At 42.5% G+C, this 20,110-nt stretch carries 19 protein-coding genes and 7 tRNA genes; 1 reads left to right on the top strand and 25 read right to left on the bottom strand.

Annotated features, from left to right (window positions below; all coding sequences use genetic code 11):
- Positions 1-103: 103 nt before the first annotated feature.
- The 18 genes from BLS20_RS01930 to BLS20_RS01845 form a co-directional block, all read right to left on the bottom strand.
- Entirely contained in the window at positions 104-1,090 is a 987-nt protein-coding gene (locus tag BLS20_RS01930; protein ID WP_090171660.1) for a diaminopimelate dehydrogenase, read from the bottom strand.
- Between the two features lie 31 nt (positions 1,091-1,121).
- Positions 1,122-1,202, bottom strand: a tRNA-Leu gene (locus BLS20_RS01925).
- A 49-nt stretch (positions 1,203-1,251) separates the two neighbouring features.
- Entirely contained in the window at positions 1,252-2,811 is a 1,560-nt protein-coding gene (locus tag BLS20_RS01920) for an FUSC family protein (RefSeq protein WP_090171658.1), read from the bottom strand.
- Positions 2,798-3,325, bottom strand: coding sequence for an adenine phosphoribosyltransferase (locus BLS20_RS01915; protein WP_090171656.1), 528 nt, complete (start codon positions 3,323-3,325; stop codon positions 2,798-2,800). The genes BLS20_RS01920 and BLS20_RS01915 overlap by 14 nt, the downstream gene beginning before the upstream one ends.
- A gap of 337 nt (positions 3,326-3,662) precedes the next feature.
- A tRNA-Lys gene (locus BLS20_RS01910) sits at positions 3,663-3,735 on the bottom strand.
- 10 nt (positions 3,736-3,745) lie between these two features.
- Positions 3,746-3,817, bottom strand: a tRNA-Gln gene (locus BLS20_RS01905).
- Positions 3,818-3,846: 29 nt separating this feature from the next.
- Positions 3,847-3,920: transfer RNA gene (locus BLS20_RS01900), tRNA-His, on the bottom strand.
- 5 nt (positions 3,921-3,925) lie between these two features.
- A tRNA-Arg gene (locus BLS20_RS01895) sits at positions 3,926-3,999 on the bottom strand.
- 28 nt (positions 4,000-4,027) lie between these two features.
- Positions 4,028-4,098 (bottom strand) — tRNA-Gly (locus tag BLS20_RS01890).
- Positions 4,099-4,103: 5 nt separating this feature from the next.
- Positions 4,104-4,178: transfer RNA gene (locus BLS20_RS01885), tRNA-Pro, on the bottom strand.
- A 159-nt stretch (positions 4,179-4,337) separates the two neighbouring features.
- Positions 4,338-4,820, bottom strand: coding sequence for a metallophosphoesterase family protein (locus BLS20_RS01880; RefSeq protein WP_341443172.1), 483 nt, complete (start codon positions 4,818-4,820; stop codon positions 4,338-4,340).
- Between the two features lie 36 nt (positions 4,821-4,856).
- Positions 4,857-5,453, bottom strand: a complete 597-nt coding sequence (locus BLS20_RS01875) for an XTP/dITP diphosphatase (protein ID WP_090171654.1) — start codon at positions 5,451-5,453, stop codon at positions 4,857-4,859.
- A gap of 18 nt (positions 5,454-5,471) precedes the next feature.
- On the bottom strand, positions 5,472-6,545 hold the full coding sequence (locus tag BLS20_RS01870; protein ID WP_090171652.1) for an N-acetylmuramoyl-L-alanine amidase family protein: 1,074 nt from the start codon (positions 6,543-6,545) through the stop codon (positions 5,472-5,474).
- Between the two features lie 10 nt (positions 6,546-6,555).
- Entirely contained in the window at positions 6,556-8,256 is a 1,701-nt protein-coding gene (locus BLS20_RS01865) for a lectin like domain-containing protein (RefSeq protein ID WP_176762245.1), read from the bottom strand.
- Positions 8,257-8,274: 18 nt separating this feature from the next.
- The gene (locus tag BLS20_RS01860) at positions 8,275-9,423 is read right to left on the bottom strand and encodes a THUMP domain-containing class I SAM-dependent RNA methyltransferase (RefSeq protein ID WP_090171647.1); all 1,149 of its coding nucleotides are present in this window, start codon (positions 9,421-9,423) and stop codon (positions 8,275-8,277) included.
- 17 nt (positions 9,424-9,440) lie between these two features.
- Positions 9,441-9,989, bottom strand: coding sequence for an HAAS signaling domain-containing protein (locus BLS20_RS01855; RefSeq protein ID WP_090171644.1), 549 nt, complete (start codon positions 9,987-9,989; stop codon positions 9,441-9,443).
- 9 nt (positions 9,990-9,998) lie between these two features.
- The gene (gene yfbR, locus BLS20_RS01850) at positions 9,999-10,607 is read right to left on the bottom strand and encodes a 5'-deoxynucleotidase (RefSeq protein ID WP_090171642.1); all 609 of its coding nucleotides are present in this window, start codon (positions 10,605-10,607) and stop codon (positions 9,999-10,001) included.
- A 158-nt stretch (positions 10,608-10,765) separates the two neighbouring features.
- Positions 10,766-11,674: a LysR family transcriptional regulator gene (locus BLS20_RS01845; RefSeq protein WP_090171639.1), complete on the bottom strand. Its 909-nt coding sequence runs from the start codon at positions 11,672-11,674 to the stop codon at positions 10,766-10,768.
- 153 nt (positions 11,675-11,827) lie between these two features.
- On the opposite strand from BLS20_RS01845, the gene BLS20_RS01840 reads away from it, so the two are divergent.
- Positions 11,828-12,775, top strand: a complete 948-nt coding sequence (locus BLS20_RS01840; protein ID WP_090171637.1) for a flavodoxin family protein — start codon at positions 11,828-11,830, stop codon at positions 12,773-12,775.
- A gap of 29 nt (positions 12,776-12,804) precedes the next feature.
- Here BLS20_RS01840 and BLS20_RS01835 read toward each other — a convergent pair whose 3' ends face one another.
- The 7 genes from BLS20_RS01835 to BLS20_RS01805 are packed head-to-tail and all read right to left on the bottom strand — an operon-like array spanning position 12,805 to position 20,092.
- Entirely contained in the window at positions 12,805-13,410 is a 606-nt protein-coding gene (locus tag BLS20_RS01835) for a metallophosphoesterase family protein (RefSeq protein ID WP_090171635.1), read from the bottom strand.
- A gap of 3 nt (positions 13,411-13,413) precedes the next feature.
- A complete protein-coding gene (locus tag BLS20_RS01830) occupies positions 13,414-14,580 on the bottom strand; it encodes an iron-containing alcohol dehydrogenase (protein ID WP_090171633.1) in 1,167 nt (388 codons plus the stop codon).
- Positions 14,581-14,591: 11 nt separating this feature from the next.
- The gene (locus tag BLS20_RS01825) at positions 14,592-15,131 is read right to left on the bottom strand and encodes a nitroreductase family protein (protein WP_090171631.1); all 540 of its coding nucleotides are present in this window, start codon (positions 15,129-15,131) and stop codon (positions 14,592-14,594) included.
- On the bottom strand, positions 15,131-15,910 hold the full coding sequence (locus BLS20_RS01820) for a DUF364 domain-containing protein (RefSeq protein ID WP_176762244.1): 780 nt from the start codon (positions 15,908-15,910) through the stop codon (positions 15,131-15,133). The genes BLS20_RS01825 and BLS20_RS01820 overlap by 1 nt, the downstream gene beginning before the upstream one ends.
- On the bottom strand, positions 15,894-17,669 hold the full coding sequence (gene ptsP, locus BLS20_RS01815; protein ID WP_090171627.1) for a phosphoenolpyruvate--protein phosphotransferase: 1,776 nt from the start codon (positions 17,667-17,669) through the stop codon (positions 15,894-15,896). The genes BLS20_RS01820 and ptsP overlap by 17 nt, the downstream gene beginning before the upstream one ends.
- Before the next feature lie 15 nt (positions 17,670-17,684).
- Positions 17,685-18,851 (bottom strand): aldo/keto reductase, encoded by a 1,167-nt coding sequence (locus BLS20_RS01810; RefSeq protein WP_090171625.1) that lies wholly within the window; start codon positions 18,849-18,851, stop codon positions 17,685-17,687.
- A gap of 8 nt (positions 18,852-18,859) precedes the next feature.
- Positions 18,860-20,092, bottom strand: coding sequence for a glutamate-5-semialdehyde dehydrogenase (locus tag BLS20_RS01805; RefSeq protein WP_090171623.1), 1,233 nt, complete (start codon positions 20,090-20,092; stop codon positions 18,860-18,862).
- Positions 20,093-20,110 lie beyond the last annotated feature (18 nt).

The following is a 20,110-nucleotide window of genomic DNA, read 5'->3' as shown; positions in this document are numbered from 1 at the left end:
TTTAATAGGAAATGCAGAGCAATTTCCTATTAAACAAAAAAGGTTTTGTTCACATCTTGCGTAAACAAAACCTTGATTCTCCAAACAAATCGCACCCCGAATTTTATAACATATGTGCTCTTAATTCCTCTCCTGACAACGGACTAAGATATGCCGGCGCAATATCAAATACTGTCTTGCAGCCAACCTGTCCCTCACCTGAAAGTCTATGAATTGCTCTTGCAAATGCAAGGATTACAGAAGAGGTAAATTCCGGATTAGAATCTAATTTCAAACTATACTCAATCACATGCTTGTGCTCTTTTTCAAGTCCCGTCACACCGGTACGGAATACGAATCCTCCGTGAGGAATTCCTGCATGATCTCTTTGCATCTCTTCTTCACTGATAAAATGCACCGTTGTATCGTAATCCGAAAAATAATTCGGCATCGTCTTGATATCTTCTTCAATCTGTTTTAAATCTGCCCCTTCTTCTGCCACGACAAAACATTCTCTTGTATGTTTCTGTCTTGTTGTAAGCTGTGGATTCTCTCCATTTCTTACAGCTGCAAGTGCTAAGTCAACAGGGATAGTATATTGACGACCATCCTTTACGCCATTCACTCTTCTGATTGCATCCGAGTGACCCTGGCTTACTCCTTTTCCCCAGAAAGTATAATCATTTCCTTCCGGAAGAGCGATTGAGCCGTATAATCTCATAAGAGAGAACATTCCCGGATCCCAACCACAGGAAATCAGTGCCACATGACCATTGTCCTTTGCCACCTTATCCACATTGGCAAAATGTGATGGAATATTGGCATGCGTATCAAAACTGTCAATTACATTAAAATACTTCGCATACTCCGGTGTCTGCTTTGGAAGATCTGTCGCAGAACCTCCGCAGATTACAAGCACGTCAATCTCTCCTTTTAACTTCTCTACCTCATCTACAGAATATACTTTCACACCTTCTGTAGCCGGCTTTACTGTTGCCGGATCTCTTCTTGTTAAAATTGCAGCAAGTTCGATATCATCATTTTGTCTTACTGCACTCTCTACACCTCTACCAAGGTTTCCATATCCTAAAATGCCAATCTTCATTACAATGACCTCCTATACATCTACGTTACACATTAAATGCGGACGGAGGGACTTGAACCCTCACGTCATAGACACTAGAACCTAAATCTAGCGCGTCTGCCAATTCCGCCACGTCCGCTGATTGTCTTTGACAACACGCTAAATTTTATTTGATTTAGCAATGTTTGTCAAGACGTTTTAATCACTTGTTTTTCCGGATCAATCTTTGTTTTAATTGTTTCCACCATTTCCATCATATACGGATGCAAATATTTGCCTGCTTCTTCCTGGGAAGTATATTGTGTAAGTGAATTTCCAAGCATATAAGCTTTAATCACGCATTCGTTTGTACGATGCATCCGCTCCGCCTTGTTTTCTATATACGGAATTTCTTCATGCAGGATAGCTTTTAATTCCTCAAGCTTACTCCTTACCACTTCTGCCGCCACCGGCTTATTCAGCGGAAACACATAGCGATTGGCAAGCATCGTAATTCCGGCTCCGGCAAAAGTATAGATAATTCGCTGCAACAGCATCAGCGTTACGCTCGTCTCTAAATCATTGAGTGCCAGTGCCGAACAGGTGATATAAGATACCATCGACTGATATCCATTCGCCGAATAAATCAGGAAATTGAAGATGGTCATGATGGTCACACGCTCCGGCACAGACCGGAATATATAAAACAAAATCAAACAAAATATTATTCCTCGCACGGTACCTAATACCCTTTGCTTGACGCGGTCTGTCGTATAGTCCGCAAATGGAATCAGCATAAAGAACACCGAAATCGTAAGCCAGTACGCATTTGGCCATCCACTCACATAAGCAAACACGAGTGTAGGCATCGTAATGCACACCTGTCTCATGCCAAATCGATAACGATTAAGGCGCAAATCAAACTTTGCCGTCCGAAATTTCAATCGCTTGTTATCCGGAATCTCATTTGACTTTAGATATGCCAGACGCTGCAACAACCGTTCCATAGCAGCTATTTTATCCGGCATCGCCATCTCACTTTTCGACTCATAGACAAAGGCTTCAAAAAGACCTATATACCGGCTGTAAATATTGACAGATTCATACATTACAAAGCTGGCCCGATTCGCCCCATAAACAATCTCACTCATTCGGCGATTATTCTTGCAGATTTCACTTCGCAGCCTCTGTGCCTCCTGCAACTCATCACTTGCGACAGCTTTATATAACAAATAACAATTTCTCTGACCTTCCCCGGCCAATGTCACTAGTATATCTTCTTTCTTTCGAAGTCCCATAAAAAACAAAAACAAAAAGATAATCACAAAGCTGGCTGCCAAGGCAAGGATTCGATTGCCAAGCGCTGCCGGTGTAGACACCGGTGCAATCTGAAAGAAGATCAGTGCCATCCCTGCCGGAAAGTAATTATTCATCTGGTATTCATCTATCAAAAGTGCGCATAGCCAAAATAGTGCCGCTGCATTAACTATGATACACAGCGGAAGATTCACCAATGCCAGATAAGCTGCCAAAGCCATAATACAATAGATCATGAAAGTTTTGGCCATACAACTGTAATGACGCTTAAGGTCCTTAAAGCGCAAAAAAGAAAGGGTCGCAAATGGCCCAATCATGGTATTTTCCATTCCAAAGAAAAAATAAGTAATCAAAAATATTGCCGTCACTACACAAGTAGGTGCGATGGCATCCTTTCCATGATTGTACCAGAATTCTTTTACCTTAAATTCCCTAAGCTTACTTACCTTCATACTTAATAACGGATTTCACCTCGCATCCTTTCAGACGTTCTCTTCCCTTCAAGTCTGTCAGTTCCATCAAAAACACTGCCATAACAACTTCTCCGCCAAGCTTTTCCACAAGTTTGACAGCAGCTTCCACAGTTCCTCCGGTCGCAATCAAATCATCCACGATCAGCACTTTCTGTCCCGGCAAAATAGCATCTTCATGCATCTCCACTTCTGCGCTACCATATTCTAGCTCATAGCTTTGTGATACGGTTTTCCACGGAAGCTTCCCTTTCTTACGAAGCAATGTGACACCTTTTCCATATCGGTCCGCCAATGGCGCTCCAAACAAAAAACCTCTTGACTCCGCTGCCACAATGACATCAAACTGCGTATCGCCTATCAACTCCTGCATACCTTCAAGTGCCAGGCGAAACCCTTGCGGATCTTGAATAACCGGCGTAATATCACGAAACAAAACTCCTTCCTCCGGAAAATCCGAAATCGAACGCACATAATCTTTCACACTTTTACTCATGACACAATCTCCTTACTTAATCTCTATCATTATACTCCAAAACATCTCTTCTAGAAATACTAAGTGCTTTTTTTAACTCAGTCGGAGAAATCCCCCACCTCTAAGCGTTGGCGTAGGTGGGGGTTATGACAAACTATACTCAGTCGGGGTACAAGCTCCGACTGAGTTAAACGCTCCGCGAGGATGCGCACGGATTCGGACAGGAATTTGTCTGCTGAAGCAGACCCGAATCCGGCGCGCAAGACTCGCGAGCGAGCCTTGACATACAAAAACATTTTCCTACAAGATAAAAAAAGCGGAAAGTCATATAAACTGACCTTCCGCATTTCATAGATAATGAGACATCGGGGACTCGAACCCCGGACAACTTGATTAAAAGTCAAGTGCTCTACCACCTGAGCTAATATCCCATATCTGAAACTGGGCTAGCCGGATTCGAACCGGCGCATGCAGGAGTCAAAGTCCTGTGCCTTACCGCTTGGCGATAGCCCATTAACTTGTACTACTGCTTTACCAGTAAAGGTGGATAGAGGGATTCGAACCCTCGGCCTCCAGAGCCACAATCTGGCGCGCTAACCAACTGCGCCATACCCACCATAATGTGCTCGAAGGGATTCGAACCCCCGACCCACGGCTTAGAAGGCCGTTGCTCTATCCAGCTGAGCTACGAACACATATCTTTTACAACATTTGTAAAAAATAAGCGGGTGATGGGAATCGAACCCACGTATCTAGCTTGGAAGGCTAGTGTTCTACCATTGAACTACACCCGCATAAATCGGGGTGACAGGATTCGAACCTGCGGCCTCCTGGTCCCAAACCAGGCGCTCTAGCCAAGCTGAGCCACACCCCGTAAGTGTGAATTTTTATCGTCTGCGATTGTCGTCCTTCGCGTGACGCAATTAGTATTATATTATAGAGCCATATATCTGTCAATCACTTTTTTTATTTTTTTTTAATTCGTAAAAAAGCACGAAAAGCCGCTGATTACAAGCGAATTTTTTTCCGCTTTTTACAAATATTCTATTTCAAAATGAAGTCGATTCTCATCATCGAGTTCCAACATGATATAAGATGGACGCCTGCCTTCCTGACGAGGATAAGCCAAACTTCCGGGATTTACCAATATCAAATCTCCCTCATACTCTATCACCGGCCTATGCGTATGTCCATACATCACAAGATTCACGTTTTTTTCTTCTGCCACGCGGACAAGATCTGTCATCCCGGAATTTACATAATAATAATGTCCATGTGTCAAAAGAGCACGATACGGACCAATCTGTGTAATCAACTCAAATGGAAGATCACTGTAATAATCATTATTGCCCGCTACAAATTCTACTTCGCAGCCGGCAATCGCTTCAATATAATCTTCACAGCCCTCCACATCCCCTAGATGAATCATCCGGTCAACGAACTTCACCTTCTCAAGCGCTCTTTCAAGATATTTGTGTTGCCCATGAGTATCACTCACAATCATGATTCTTATCATCTGCCCTGCTCCTGTCAACCACTTCAAGCGCCGTGTTTATAGATATGCTTTAATTACCTCTTTCATCATCTCAAGTGCCTTTCCTCGATGGGATATCTGATTTTTTTGTTCCATCGTAAGCTGTGCACTTGTGCAGTCAAATTCCGGCACATAGAATATCGGATCGTACCCAAATCCATTCTCTCCTGCCGCCTCATAACCAATCATTCCCTCCATTGCAGCTTTGATTGTCTTATGCGCACCATCCGGAAATACGACTGTGATAGCACAGACAAATCTAGCTGTTCTCTTCGTCCAAGGGACATCATCCATTCGAATCAAAATCTCTTTATTCTTTATCTCATAAGGGGTATCTTCTCCAAGATATCTTGACGACAAGACTCCCGGCTCCTTATCTAAGGCATCAATCTCCAAGCCGGAATCATCCGCCAGAACAATTGCATCTGTATATTTTGCAACCTCCGTCGCTTTAATCAGTGAATTTTCTTCAAATGTTTCTCCGCTTTCTTCAATATCAATCTCTATATTTGCCTCTTTCATCGATTGTACCGGAATGTTAAGATCGCCCAGAATTTCTCGTATCTCCTTCATCTTACCTTCGTTGCCGGTTGCAAATATAATCTTTTGTTCCATCTGTCTTTTTGCTCCTTCTTACAGCCCTTTATCATATGCATCTTCAATTGCATTAATAATTGCCTTAGCAGCTTTCTTTTGGTAACTCTTCGTCTGAAGGCGTGCCAATTCTGATGAATTGGACATAAATCCAACTTCTACCAAAGCAACGGGACAGTCGCTGTTTCTTACAATATAAATATTGCTTCCTTCTTCCAGTCCCTGATTTTGACTTCCCAACTGAGAAGTCAATTCATCCAAACATAATTGCGCAAATTCTTTTGACGCATTTTGCGCATCATCTTCATACTGCTCATTGTAAAGAACCTGCGTACCATTTACATAATCTGCCGAATCATAACTTAATGTGTTGTTATGAATACTGATAAAATAATCGGCATCTGCGCCATTCGCAAGTTCAACTCTTTGGCTAAGCGTGACATTCTCATCCGTTGTACGGGTATAATACACCTTAATCTCATCTTGTTTCTCCATCTGCTTTTTGATTTCTTTGAGAATCCCAAGATTGATCTCTTTTTCCTCTACTTCATCAAAAGTCGCACCGCTATCGCTTCCTCCATGACCAGCATCAATTACTACTATTTTATCATAAATCTCGCTTGGTTTCACAAAATCTATGTAAATATATTCCTCATGCCCTTCTTTTACTTCCGTCTCAATTTCATAAACACTATTCAAAGAAAGCGTAAGAATAGCATATCCATCTTCCACAGAAAAACTAAGATTTTCTATATAATCCGGCTTGCCAAGCATCGGATAATGATAGAAATAATCGGCATCAGTAGTCGGAATTTTAATCTCTATGACGCGATTGAGATAATCATTGTCAAACTGCACATCCTCTGCACTGACCCCCGTTGGAAGTTCCATTCGAAGCTGTTGTTCAAACTCTGACACCTCTTTATTCTTTTTAATCTCATTTGTGTAATACTGCAAAAGCTCTAAACCATCCATCTGTTCAAGCTTTTCTTTCTCCTGTCGCATTGCCACAAGTTTATCATGTGTACTTCCCATCACACACATGCCACCAACCCCGGCGACAGCTATAAGAACTGCAAGTACTACCAGTCTTTTTACTTTAGCAGGTTCCATCGTATTTCCTTTATTTATCCGTATAAGCCTTTATACACAAATTACATGAATAGGTCTCTTCCACACTCACCCAATCCTTGCCCGATATCGAGATATAGCCTTCACCATCCGTGATGATTGCATCTTGTGAAAAATTATCTGCACGATATTCGATAGCCAACGGGTGATCATTGTCCGGTGCGGAAATTTTAATCATAACAGCAAATTGATGTCCCTTTTCAAGATGTAATTTTTGACTAAAGTCCACCGTATAATAACCGGAATTTTTCTTATTACCGGAGGCAAGCAATATCGCATCATCCAAAGAATCTGTATTTTCATAATCCTGCACAGCATACACTTCATAATCCGTATCTTCGGATGTCACATAAAAGCCGACTGCGCTAAGACTTTCATCTTCTTTTGCCGTATAGATATTCGCCCCATATACGCTGTCCGACCCATAGCCAATCTGCCCTACCCAGCCGCACAAATCGGACTGGTAGATGGAATCATAATTGTCGACCGCTTCTATGCCGGTATAGACGACATTATTGTTTCCAATATTGGTATCATAATAAGATACATAGAAAAAACCATCGTCCCCAAAGCTTTTTCCCCAGCTGTTCTGACAGATAAAGGCGCCGTCCCCTTCCGGTGTGCTAACAAAATTTTCCTTGGAATAGTCATCATCCCAACCGACAATCACAATATCATGATTCGGCCTTGCATCTCCGTTATAATAATAAGATTTATTATAATAACTATACTGTGCATTTGAACTATAGCCATTCGTCATCGAATTATAGATCGACGTCTGCACGCCTCCATACAACATCACCGCCTGCTTAATCGCATCATAATCCTTATCGGTAATAAGCTGAATCTCCTGCACATGATAGACCGCCTCTAGCGAGTCCTCACTCTTACCATCTCCATACGGATCGTCTTCTTCCAAAACCGGTCCTTGCCATGCTGTAAGATATGCCATGCCCATCGTATAGTCTCCGCCATCATACTGATTGGACGAAAAACTATTACTGATACTCATGTGATCCACGGAAAACTGCTGCGAATTCTCCGGAAGTAAAATCGATTCCATAGACGACAATGCCGCAAATGCCCAGCAGGTTCCATACGCACCCTGATTTAAGATCTCACCGGTTCGCCCTTCCTCACGAAGATCATAGGTCTTTGGAAATTCTATCTCATTATCTCCGGATACAATCGTAGCCATATTGTTCTTAGCATCCCACTTATAAGTGTACCCAAACACTTCAGACAGTACCGCTGTTGATACATAATAGGTGTCCTGCTTTTTTTCCAGCACATGCTCTGCTTCATGGTTTTCTCCATTCACGCAGTACGAATCCGCCTGCAGTTTTACCGTGAACGTTGTGGTTCCCTTATCAACTACAAGCTTTTTCTTATTGTAAATGTGTGCAGAACAGGCAAAACACTCTCTAAGCATATCTACCGGCATCATAACCTCTAATTCCTCACTCACATAAAGCCCGTCTGCGGATGTATAATTTTCCTTATCAATGCTCAATGTCAGATCCTGCTCATTCGCATATGCTGCCATAATAGAATGCCAATAGCTCTTAGATTCTGCAACTATCTCCTCATCCTTTTGAAGTTGAAACGCCTTCTCATACAGATGATTATATTGTATGTACACAATGGCCAGTGCAACAATGCCCAGCACAATGAATCGACGTGTCTTTTTCATAATCATTTGCTTCCCATATTATTTCTTTTTCTTTGGTGGTTTTGGTCCCGGATACTGATAAAAATAAGTCTTAATCATGCCATTATAAATCTTGCGATTCTTAGTCGCTTTCTTCCCAATATCCCGCTGCGCATCCTCATAGGATGTAATCAGATAAAATGACCAGGTATCAAGACGACTCATAGCTTCCTTAATCGCACTATACAATGGCCCAAGTGCTTCCTTCTCCTCAAGTCTCTCCCCATAAGGCGGATTCGTAATTACAAATCCATATTTCTTTGAATGATTCAAATCACGTACATCTCTTTGTTGAAAATGAATCATCCCATCTACGCCGGCACGCTTCGCATTCTCGCGCGCCACTTTGAGCACTTCCCCATCAATATCATATGCCTGAATATCTGTTACTGTTTCTGTATCAATATCCTCTCCGGCTTCTTTTGCAACATCATACCAAAGCTGTCTTTCTATCAGGTTCGTCCAATTCTCAGCCGTGAAACTTCGATTAAGTCCCGGTGCAATATTCGCCGCCATCATCGCCGCTTCAATTGCAAATGTCCCGCTTCCGCAAAAAGGATCCACAAAGCTCCTCTCCCCTCTCCACGGCGTAAGCATAATCAAAGCAGCTGCAAGCGTTTCCGAGATTGGTGCTTTTCCCGAAACCGTTCGATATCCTCTCTTATGTAAAGAGACACCCGACGTATCGAGCGTCACAAGCACTTCATCCTTCATCAAAAATACGCGGATCGGATATTCCGCGCCATCTTCCTCAAACCAGGATACGTTATAAGTTGTTTTGAGTCTTTCTACAATCGCTTTTTTTACAATCGATTGAATATCAGACGTACTGTAGAGTTTACTTTTAATCGAGGAAGCTTTCTTCACCCAGAACTTTCCATCCTTCGGAATATACTTCTCCCACGCAAGAGCTTTGACTTGTTCAAACAGCGATTCGAATGTCGTTGCCTTAAATCTTCCAATGCTCAGCAGCACTCTTTCCGCCGTCCTTAGATAAATATTGGCGCGGCAAATCGCTTCCGCATCCCCTTCAAAGATGACTCTTCCATCTTCGACCTGGGTAATCTCATAACCAAGGTCATAGATTTCCCTTTTTAATACTGCTTCTAATCCAAAGTGACAAGGTGCCACCAATGTAAATAATTCCATCTATATATTCCTATTCTTTAGTTCATAAATTTCTCAATCAGTCCCCAGACAATCAAGATAACACCAGCAATCAGTCCTGTCCCATACCATTTGTTCAGGCGGAACGGTCCGGCCTTGACCTCCCAGCCTTTTTCCTCTGAATATTCAGCTTTGATGCCGTGATAATTCTTCATATACTGATCGTCCGGTGTATATGTTCTTTCTTCCACTTCAACTTCCTGCGTCTCATTCACATCATTCAAATCATAGCCATGAGACTTTGCCGCCTGTGCAAATCGATTCTCCCGATTTACCTTAACAGTCCTCACAGATGGTTCTTCCACAATTCTTGTGCCAGTATCTTCAGCCGGCTTTTCAGCGGAGGTTACAATCGTTCTTGCCACTACACTTGGCGCGCCAAGTTCTTCAATCACTTGTTCTTGTGTTTTCCCCTTTGCGCACTCTTCCATTATGTAGTTATCGTAATAACGAACTTGTTGATTAATCTGTGCCTGAGACATCTTCCCAAACAAAGCTTGAGACAATTCAACCACGTATTCGTCTTTCGGTTCCATGTTGTATTCCATGCTTTCTCCTTACTCCGATAATTCATCCAAAGTCTGACCGTATGCTTTTAGAAACTTATCACAAAAGATCTTTACCTCTTCAAGTTCCTCACACATCTCGTCCACCGCTTTTTGAATCGTATTCTTTGCTGTATGAAACTCACCGTTACCGGCCTTTTCTTCGTTAATACACTTAATCAGTGCCGAGAGCTTATCTGCCGCCTTCACCAGACGACGTACGTACAAATCCTCTTTCGATGGTTGTTCTTCCCAGAAAATTTCAGAAAAATCCCGGCGCATCTCTTCCGGTAATTTATCAATTAATTTTTGTTCCGCTACCTTTTCCACTTCTTTATATGCACTTCGAATTGTTTCGGAATAATATTTCACCGGAGTCGGCATATCTCCTGTTATGATTTCGGAAGCATCATGATACAAGCCGATAACCGCCGCCTTATCCGCATTCAGATTCTTGTTAAGATATAGATTTCCAATCTTACAAAGTGCATGTGCAAGCATCGCCACTTCCATCGAATGCTCGCACAGGTTCTCTTCCCGCGAATTGCGCATCAGCGCCCAGCGGTCTATATATTTCATACGTGCTATTGCCGCAAAAAAATTATAACTTTCTTTCTCCATTTATCGAATCCTCTTCGTTATTTATCTATTTCACTATACCACGAAAGCACGAGCAAAGTAAACGCTTGCGTTTATTTTGCGACGCTACGCGATAACGGTCGCTCTGCGGCCGTTATACCACATATCCGCTTTAAGATAAATTCTCTCAGCAACTTATTTTAGAATAATTCCGGTCGTTCTTTTATCAGTTCATTGATTACATTCACAAACCACTCCACAGCTTTATTCCCTGTATTATGCTTCCAGCCCATACTGATTCCCACATCCGAAGTTCCTGCCTTAAGTGGGACAAAGGTTAGTTTTCCCGCCTGTCCGTACTGCGTTCTTTGCGGCAAAATCGATATTCCAAGCCCCGCTTTTATGCAAACAAGAATTTCTTCCAAAGAGCCACAATATTGCACCACCCTTGGCGTAATCCCCATTTTTCTCATCACCTGCATAATCTGGTGTGACATAAGCGGAGCCCGCTTCGGATCATACATCACAAATGGCTCCGTCGCTACTTTTTCATAATCAATCGGCGTTTGTTCCAAACATGGATGATCTGCCCTGGCTACCAGGCAATAAAAATCCTCATAGATAACCTGATGTGCATAATTCTGTGTTTTTTTCAAATCCGTGATAACGGAAAAATAAATATCGGCCTCATCTGCTTCTATTGCTTCCGACACGCCTTTTGCATCATTTCGAACCAGCTTGATTTCCACCTGCGGATAGATTTGATGAAAACGATTCACCACCTCCGGCAAAAAATGTTCGCACGGACTAAGCAAATATTCGATGCAAAGCGACATCTCATGAAAGGAATCTGCAAGACGTATCCTCTCTCTGCTGCCGGCTTCAATAGAAAGTATCTTCTTAGCATCTTCTAAAAAAAGTTCTCCGGCCTTTGTCAGATATACATTTCTCGTATTTCGGACAAACAACTGTGCCCCCATCTCCCTTTCCAATTCCGTAATCTGCCTGGAAATTGCCGGCTGCGTAATATAAAATTCCTTGGCCGCTTCTGTAAAATTCAGATACTTGGCCACTGCAAGAAAATATTTTAGCTGATCACTGTTCATCATTAGTCCCCACCTTTATTAATACCATCTCTTTATTAATCAAATAATTTTTTTCGATTTTTCAGCCCTATTTATAAATGATATTATATCAATAGGCAAATATTTTGTATACTATATTCTGCATACAATGTCTATTTCATATCAAGGAGGTTTCATATGAAGGTATTGGCAATTGTTGCCGGAAGACATAACGGCAACAGTGAAATTCTAGCAAAAGAGGCATTACTTGCCTGTCAAGAAGCAGGCGCTGAGTGCAAACTCATCAATCTATTTGATTATCACATCGAAATGTGCACCGGTTGCGAGTGCTGCACCATGCAAATGGGTGAAGTTATGCAAGGCAAAGGTACGTATAAGGGATGCGTACTAAAAGAAAAAGATGATATGGATAAGATTATCAACGAAGTACAATCTTCAGATGGACTGATTATCGCAGTTCCTTCTTATGATTTAGCTCCAAGTGCTTTGTATCTTAGATATGCACATCGAGCTTTGGCATATGAAGTTTCTTTCCGACTCGCAATTGGCGAACTAAAAAACGACCCTCATCTCGTTGGCGGACTGATTGCTGTTGGCGGTTCTTGTCACGATTGGCAGTCCCTCTCTCTTGAAGTCTTAGGAGCCAGCTTATTTACACAATCTATTCAATGCGTAGACCAGATGATGGCAACCAGAAACGGTCGTCCGGGCAACGTTCTTCTTCGCGATGAACAGCTTGAGCGTGCTCACAAAATGGGGGAAAATATTGCTAAAGCCATCCAAACCCCGGTTGAAGCACGAACCTGGCTTGGCGATGAAGACTTTGGTGTCTGTCCAAGATGCCATTCCTCTCTCATCTACCCGGGCGAACCACACTGGGATGGAATCGAATTTCCATTTGAATGTGCCGTATGTGGTTCCGGTGGAGATCTTGAAAGAACGAAAGACGGCAAGTACCGCTTCGTCCTTGCTCCAAACGGACTGATTCGAGATCGCAATAACAACGAAGCACGCGCCGAGCATCTTAAAGAAATTATTGCAACCCGAATGGAATTTATGAAGCAACAAGATATCGTCAAAGAAAAATACAAAAAATATAAAGAGCTGCAATTTCCTTCTATCTAGAAGCGTGGCCAAACAAAAAACGACTGCATTTAGTCAGTCGTTTTTTTGATCCATTCATCTAGACTCAGCGGATGATAATCGCTAAACATACAAAAGCAATTTATCATCTGACAAGGTGTATGCTGATATGTCTTTGTATATTTTATATATTTGATTTCACTTCGAATCTCATCTTGAAAGTGATTCATTAATTGTGCATCCGGTGTATTATGTACATGACCATATAGCATATATGTCGTATAATTCCCATCCTGATCCACTTTGTATTGTCCATGATAAAACAAGACCGGATAATGACACAATATCACCTTACGATCCTGATCGCGAATCTCTTTATACGAACAGATTTCTTCAAAACAAGATGGATCAAATTGTTCTTCTTCAATATAGCGATCATGATTTCCTATCAGCAGCGTCTTTCTTCCATGAAGCATCCTTGCAAGTTCACAGGTCTGCTTTGCATCCCCCATGGAGAAATCCCCTATGATATATACTTCATCCTCTTGCGAAACCTTGTCATTCCACTTGCGAATCATATAGGTATGCATCTCATCGGCATCAGCAAATGGTCTGCCATCTTTTTCCATGGTATGCCTTCTTGGAAAGAAATGCGTATCGGAAATATAATACTTCATCCGTTAAAATGCCCTTTCTAAGATGGTCTTAACATCTTCCTTTGTCAGTTCCATAAAGGCACCCTGACATCCTTTTGCTGCCCGCTCAGCCATTGCCTCAATCTTACTCTTATCCTCTATTCCGAGTTCTCTAAGATTCTTCGGAAGCCTTAGCGTCTCAAAGAAAAATTCTTTCAATTTCTCAATGGCCTCTCTTGCAGCTATAGCATCATCCTGATTTACAATTCCCCAGACATTTCTTCCAAATTGTGCCAATTTCTTCTTCGCCGGAGCATAATGGTCTAGAACATATTCCATCCATACCGGAGTCAATACAGCAAGGCCTTCCCCATGTGTCACATCATAATATGCCGACAATTCATGTTCCATTGGATGCACGCACCATTTCACCGGGGCTCCATAACTTAAGATTCCATTGATGGCGAGCGAACCGCACCACATAAGATTCGCTCTGGCATCATAATCCTTTGGGTTTGCAATTGCAATCGGACCGTATTTTATACAGGTTTTTAAAATGGATTCGCAAAATCCTGCCTGCACATCTGCGGCCGGCACATTCGTGAAATAGTTTTCCATCGTATGGCTCATCATATCCGCCGTTCCTGCTGCCGTCTGACGCGCCGAAACGGAATATGTATACGTTGGATCTAAGATTGACATTGTTGGGAACAGTCCATCCGCATGTGTTCCAACTTTATCCGGAATCGACGGATCCGAAATAACCGCAACCCGATCCATCTCCGATCCGGTTGCCGAAAGTGTCAAAACCGTAAAGATCGGAAGTGTCTTCGTAATCTTTTCAGAATCTATAACAAGATCCCAGGCATCCTGATCATAACACGCGCCGGCTGCCACAACCTTGGCACAGTCAATTGTAGAACCGCCTCCCACTGCAAGCACCATATCAACACCCTGACTCTTACAGATAGAAACGCCGCGTCTTACCGTATCAATATGCGGATTCGGTTCTACTCCCGACAACTCCTGCACCTTAATCTTATGCTCTTTCATGATTGCAAGCACATCATCGTAAAGCCCTGACCTTTTAATACTTCCGCCGCCATAAACAAGCAGCACTTTATTTCCATAATTCTTTAATTCAGAAAGATGTGCAAGCTGTCCCTTTCCAAAATATACTCTTGTCGGAATCGAATAATTAAACTTCTCCATAAGTATTCCTCTTAATAAAATTTTGCAATTTCATCCACGCTTTTACGCTTTGGCATCTGCGCATCTACCCCTGCATGTCCAACTGCAATAACGCTCATAACAATTTCATCTTCCGGTATAGACAATACCTCATGCAGTTTTTTCACATCTCGAATTCCCATAACAAGAGTTCCAAGCCCCAAATCTGTTGCTTTTAAAATAAGATTTTCGTTATGCATTCCCAGATCATAAGCGCCCCATTCATTGTGATCTAACTCTGTCGTAGCTGCACCATCTCTTTCATAACCGGAACGATTCTTTACAAAAGAAGCAACCACAATTGCACCAGCGCCTTCAATACTTTTGACATTAAAATCCGGAAGCGCCGCCTTTACATCCTCCATCGCCTCCTGTGACATTGCCACATAATAACGCGCTGTCTGTGCGTTTTTCCAGGATGGTGCATAAATCGCAGCCTGTATCATCTGCTCGATCTGCTCCTTTGTTACATGCTTAGAAGCATCATATTTTCGAATACTTCTCCTTGTTTGTGCCACTTTCTGAAACTCCATTATTTATCATTCCTTTCCGTAATATCATACTCTATCATCTTACCGCCGCTAAACATGCCGCGTTTATTATTCTTAATCACATCAAATACAAATTCGGGATCCGTTACTACATAACTTGAAATTCTGGTTACTCCATGATCAAACAGCACCGGAGTAATCGGACCGGATGGGCCTACAATTGAGAACTTCGCATCTTTTTTCCTAAGTTCTAAAAGACGAGGAATTGTCTTATTTCCAAAAGTCATTCCGGTTGCAAATACATAATCTGCCTTTGGAATCAAATCCTCGCACGCACTTGCCGGATAATCACCGGCTCTTGGCGAAAGCTCTAACACATGCAGGTCGCAAATAGCCTTCAGTTGCTCTTCAATATGTGGAAAATGTCCAATCACCGCAACATATTTGCCTTTCATAGCCTCTTCCGGATTATTAAATGGATCATTCTTCTCTCGTGCCTGCTTACAACTTTCTCCATTTGTAAAATAATCCAGTCCCAGCTTTGTTATATGTTCCCTTGAATTGTAATATGCATTAATTGCACACATACCCATTGTAGCTTCTTCCAGATTCCAGCTTTTTACGCCTCTTGCTACATCTTTTAACGTACGCCCCCTCAATTCGCAGCTATACATCCATGGTCGTGTCGGATTTCCAAAGGAATGTGCCACTCCATTATATTCACCTGCGCGAATCATCGAAAAATGACCACCATATACATAATCTTCTACTACAATATCTTCTTTTATTCCCGCAATCAGTTCATCATAGATTTTCCACATATCCATTCTCCTCGTTTTCTTTGTTTTGTTCTGTTTTATCCAATATCATAGTACTTTTCTTATTTTTTACAATATCCATAACTTCCTGATGCGTCCTTGCAACAGATACCTTGCGCGCCAATTGCTGCCCCTCTTCTTTTGTCACATTTGTCACGCGTTCCCGCACATACCAGACACTGTTAAGACCGACGCTGAGCCTGGTCAGCCCCCAGCCTGACAGGATTGCAATCATCGGCGCACTTGCAGCTGCTTCCCCACACATAGATACTTCAATTCCTGCTTCATTTGCCGCCTCAATCGTCATCCCAATCGCTCTTAGGACAGCCGGCTGGAATGCGGAATAAATTCCCGCAACACTGGCATTTGAGCGATCACAGGATAAGACATACTGCGTCAAATCATTGGTTCCTATGCTAAAGAAACTAACTTCTTGCGCCAGCTCTCTTGCCATAAGTGCTGCTGATGGAGTCTCAATCATAATCCCCAAACGACAATTCTCATCAAAGGCAATCCCTTGCTCCCTTAGCTCCTTTTTGCATTCTTCCACAAGTTCCTTGGTCTTTCTTACTTCTTCCACACTCGTAATAAACGGAATCATGATGGAAAGATTGCGGTGTTGTGCACCGGCTCTTAAAATAGCCCGAAGTTGTATCTTAAACTCGCCCGGATGCTCTAGTCCATAACGAATCGCCCGATATCCCAGATATGGATTCGCTTCCACCGGCAGATGCAGATACGAAATTGGTTTATCTCCTCCTACATCTAAGGTGCGAATGGTTACCGGCTTATCTTTCATAAGCTCCGATACCTGTAGATAGGCTTGAAACTGCTCTTCCTCCGATGGTATCTTCGTCCTTTCCAAAAACAAAAACTCGGTTCGAAACAGGCCAATCCCATCCGCGCCTATCTCTGCTGCCATACCGGCTTCTTCCACACTATTGATATTTGCCATAATCTGGTAGGATCTTCCATCCCGTCCTACCGATGGTTTCGTCCGAAATGAAGAAAGAAGGTCCTGATGCCGCAGCCAATCTTGTTCCTTTTCTCTCCATCTTGCAAGTGCCTTTTTCGGCGGATTCCATTCTAACTCTCCGCTGATTCCATCAATTGCAAGCAAGCTTCCATCCGGAATCACGCTCATGGCATTTTTCTTACCAAAAATCACCGGCACAGCCATCTGTCTTGCCAGAATCAGCGCATGACCATAAAATCCGCCCTTTTCGGTGACAATTCCGACAATATAGGTCGTATCCAGCTGCGCTGCTATCGTCGGAGTCAATTCGTCCAAAACCAAAATTGTCGGTTCTGTCTGCTTAAGGCCTGACGTATCCTGCATTCCAAATAGGATTTTTATCATGCCTTCTTGCAATTCCAATGCATCTGCTGCCCTCTGACGGATAAAGGGATTGTCTACCTTGGCAAGTTTTTGCGCATAATACTGCGTCACATCATACACCGCCTGCGATGCACTACTGCCTTTGGCAATTGCTTCTCTTACTTTTTCCTGCAGCTCTTCATCCTTCAAAAGCATAATCTGAGAATCAAAGATAGCAGCATGCTCTTTGCCAAGCTTTTTTTCTGTCTTGGCAGATAGATGCTGCATCTTTTGAATAAATTTCTTCGAGCCTTTTTCAAATCTTGCAAGTTCTTCCCGCTCAGATTCCACCACAATCGTTGACAAATCCGGCTTACTTGTATGTATCTTAACTACTTTTCCGATTCCTATGCCGGCAGACGCGCCGACTCCCTTCGTTTTCATAGCTTACTCCTATTGTTAAAACTTAAAAAATTTCTTGATCAGCACTCTGGCCGGTTTGTAATAAATACCTTCCAGTGCCCTTTTTACATTTTTAAGTTCCTTTCGAATCTCAATGTTTTGCGGACAGTGCTGCTCGCATTTTCCACAATCCACGCAAAGCGACGCATTATGCGGCTCCTTTTTTATACTCGTTTGCATCAAATAATTTTTTACAGATGCCCATTTTCCTTCTACCGACATATCATTGTATACCGCAAAACAGGTCGGAATATCAACGCCCCTCGGACAGGGCATACAATACCCACATGCAGTGCAGGCCACTTTGATGCTTCGATCTAGAATATCACTGACTTTTCGAAACAAAGCCAGTTCTTCTTTACTCATCTGACCGGCCTTGGCCTGCGATGCCGTATAAACATTTTCCTCTAGCATCTGCATACTGTTCATGCCGGATAATACCACGGTAACTTCTTTATGATTCCAAACCCAGCGAAGCGCCCACTCTGCCGGCGAACGATTCGCATCCGCCTCGCGAAAAGTCTCATAGACCTTCTGCGGAAGCTTTGTCACAAGCTTACCACCTCGAAGCGGTTCCATAATCATCACCGGAAGACCTTTTGCGTGCGCATACTCAAGGCCGCTTCTTCCCGCCTGCTTATGCTCATCAAAATAATTGTATTGAATCATACAAAACTCCCAGTCATAAGCATCTATAATTTTAATAAATTCTTCTTTTCCGCCATGATAGGAAAATCCAATATTGCGAATCTGACCGCTTTCTTTCTTTTGGGCAATCCATTCACAGATGCCAAGACCTTTTAGTCTTTCCCAGGTCAGTTCGTCTGTCAGCATGTGCATGAAATAATAGTCTATATAGTCTGTCTGCAGGCGTTCTAACTGCGTATGAAATATTTTGTCCAAATCTTCCGGCTTTTTCACCAGATAGGGCGGTAGCTTCGTTGCGATAAAGATTTTATCCCGAAGCCCTTCTTCTTTCACGATTTTCCCAAGCGTCTCTTCCGAACCTGAATAAATATATGCCGTATCAAAATAATTGACACCATCTTTAACTGCCTGCACAATCATTTTTCTTGTTTCTTCTTCCGACTTCGGAAATCTCATACAACCAAGACCCAGTTGCGAAAGTCTATCTCCATTTTTCGGATTCACTCTGTACTGCATCGTTTCACCTACTTATCTTTAAAATGAAAACTTTTCTTTCCGGACGCATAATCTGCCACGATATGTCCATTTCCTTTTAATTTATATTTGTATGTCACAAGCCCATCTAAACCGACCGGTCCTCTTGGCGGCATCTTACCGGTACTAATTCCCACTTCTGCTCCGAATCCATAACGGAATCCATCTGCAAATCGAGTCGATGCGTTATGATAAACGCCGGCCGAATCCACCAAATTCTGAAAGAGATCTGCTGCCTGCTGATTTTCTGTAATAATCGCATCTGTATGATGAGAACCATAACGATTGATGTGGCGGATGGCTTCCATTTCATCTTCTACCACCTTTACCGTCATCTTATAATCCAGATACTCTCTATAATCAGCCTCACTTTGAGCCGGAATATATTCCACTTCAATCTCTCCGGCTCCCGGCAGTCTCTCCATAACTTCCTTAGCAATCTCTTTATGCAGTAAAAGCGTCTCCGCCGTATTGCAAGCTGCCACATACTGTGTCTTAGAGTCCACAATCAGCTTAATTGCCTTGTTAAGATCCGCCTCTTTATCCACATAGATATGACAGATTCCATCTGCATGTCCCATAACCGGTATGTCAGAATTGTTCATGATATGTTGAACAAATGCATTAGAGCCTCTTGGAATCAATAGATCAATCGACTCTGTACATGTAATTAGTTCATCAATGGCCGTTCTATCTTCTATCAGTGCAGCAAAATGCTCCGGCAGTCCGGCCTTGACTGCGGCCTCATAAATCGTATCAAAGAGTATCTTATTCGTATGCTTTGCTTCTGATCCACCCTTTAAAATCGCACCATTTCCACTCTTGATACATAGCGAAGAAATCTGTACAAGCGCATCCGGTCTTGATTCAAAAATAACACCAATCACGCCAATCGGACAGGTCACGCGTACCAAATGAAGGCCCTCGTCAAGATCTCTTTCCATCAGTACTTTTCCGCTTGGATCTTCAAGTTCCATAAGTCCTCTAATTCCGGCAGTTACATCCTCAAGTTTATGTTCATCAAACTTTAATCTGCCAAGAATCGGTTTTGCCAGATTGCTTCCTGCCTCCAGATCCTTTTTATTTTCTGCAAATATTGCTTCTTTCTTTTCTTCTAGTGCAGCCGCAATTGCCTCTAATGCCTCATTGCGCAGTTTTTCAGGTGCACTTCCAAGCATAATACTTGCACTTTTTACTTCTCTTGCTAATTCTTTGTAATCCACGGTAACTATAGTCCTCCT

This window comes from Eubacterium oxidoreducens (genome assembly GCF_900104415.1).
Classification (GTDB): domain Bacteria; phylum Bacillota; class Clostridia; order Lachnospirales; family Lachnospiraceae; genus Eubacterium_C; species Eubacterium_C oxidoreducens.
Note: the sequence above shows the minus strand (reverse complement) of the source record. Positions and strands in the feature narration are given on the sequence as shown.

What these genes read in the sequence shown, in the direction of transcription:
- BLS20_RS01820 (WP_176762244.1), bottom strand. Translation starts at nt 15,910, where the DNA reads ATGTGGAAAATCTATGATGAACTGATTGCGGGAATAAAAGAAGATATT.
- BLS20_RS01825 (WP_090171631.1), bottom strand. Translation starts at nt 15,131, where the DNA reads ATGGAGTTTCAGAAAGTGGCACAAACAAGGAGAAGTATTCGAAAATAT.
- BLS20_RS01840 (WP_090171637.1), top strand. Translation starts at nt 11,828, where the DNA reads ATGAAGGTATTGGCAATTGTTGCCGGAAGACATAACGGCAACAGTGAA.
- BLS20_RS01830 (WP_090171633.1), bottom strand. Translation starts at nt 14,580, where the DNA reads ATGGAGAAGTTTAATTATTCGATTCCGACAAGAGTATATTTTGGAAAG.
- BLS20_RS01845 (WP_090171639.1), bottom strand. Translation starts at nt 11,674, where the DNA reads ATGATGAACAGTGATCAGCTAAAATATTTTCTTGCAGTGGCCAAGTAT.
- ptsP (WP_090171627.1), bottom strand. Translation starts at nt 17,669, where the DNA reads ATGAAAACGAAGGGAGTCGGCGCGTCTGCCGGCATAGGAATCGGAAAA.
- BLS20_RS01810 (WP_090171625.1), bottom strand. Translation starts at nt 18,851, where the DNA reads ATGCAGTACAGAGTGAATCCGAAAAATGGAGATAGACTTTCGCAACTG.
- BLS20_RS01920 (WP_090171658.1), bottom strand. Translation starts at nt 2,811, where the DNA reads ATGAAGGTAAGTAAGCTTAGGGAATTTAAGGTAAAAGAATTCTGGTAC.
- BLS20_RS01855 (WP_090171644.1), bottom strand. Translation starts at nt 9,989, where the DNA reads ATGGAATACAACATGGAACCGAAAGACGAATACGTGGTTGAATTGTCT.
- yfbR (WP_090171642.1), bottom strand. Translation starts at nt 10,607, where the DNA reads ATGGAGAAAGAAAGTTATAATTTTTTTGCGGCAATAGCACGTATGAAA.
- BLS20_RS01870 (WP_090171652.1), bottom strand. Translation starts at nt 6,545, where the DNA reads ATGGAACCTGCTAAAGTAAAAAGACTGGTAGTACTTGCAGTTCTTATA.
- BLS20_RS01860 (WP_090171647.1), bottom strand. Translation starts at nt 9,423, where the DNA reads ATGGAATTATTTACATTGGTGGCACCTTGTCACTTTGGATTAGAAGCA.
- BLS20_RS01835 (WP_090171635.1), bottom strand. Translation starts at nt 13,410, where the DNA reads ATGAAGTATTATATTTCCGATACGCATTTCTTTCCAAGAAGGCATACC.
- BLS20_RS01915 (WP_090171656.1), bottom strand. Translation starts at nt 3,325, where the DNA reads ATGAGTAAAAGTGTGAAAGATTATGTGCGTTCGATTTCGGATTTTCCG.
- BLS20_RS01880 (WP_341443172.1), bottom strand. Translation starts at nt 4,820, where the DNA reads ATGATAAGAATCATGATTGTGAGTGATACTCATGGGCAACACAAATAT.
- BLS20_RS01875 (WP_090171654.1), bottom strand. Translation starts at nt 5,453, where the DNA reads ATGGAACAAAAGATTATATTTGCAACCGGCAACGAAGGTAAGATGAAG.
- BLS20_RS01865 (WP_176762245.1), bottom strand. Translation starts at nt 8,256, where the DNA reads ATGAAAAAGACACGTCGATTCATTGTGCTGGGCATTGTTGCACTGGCC.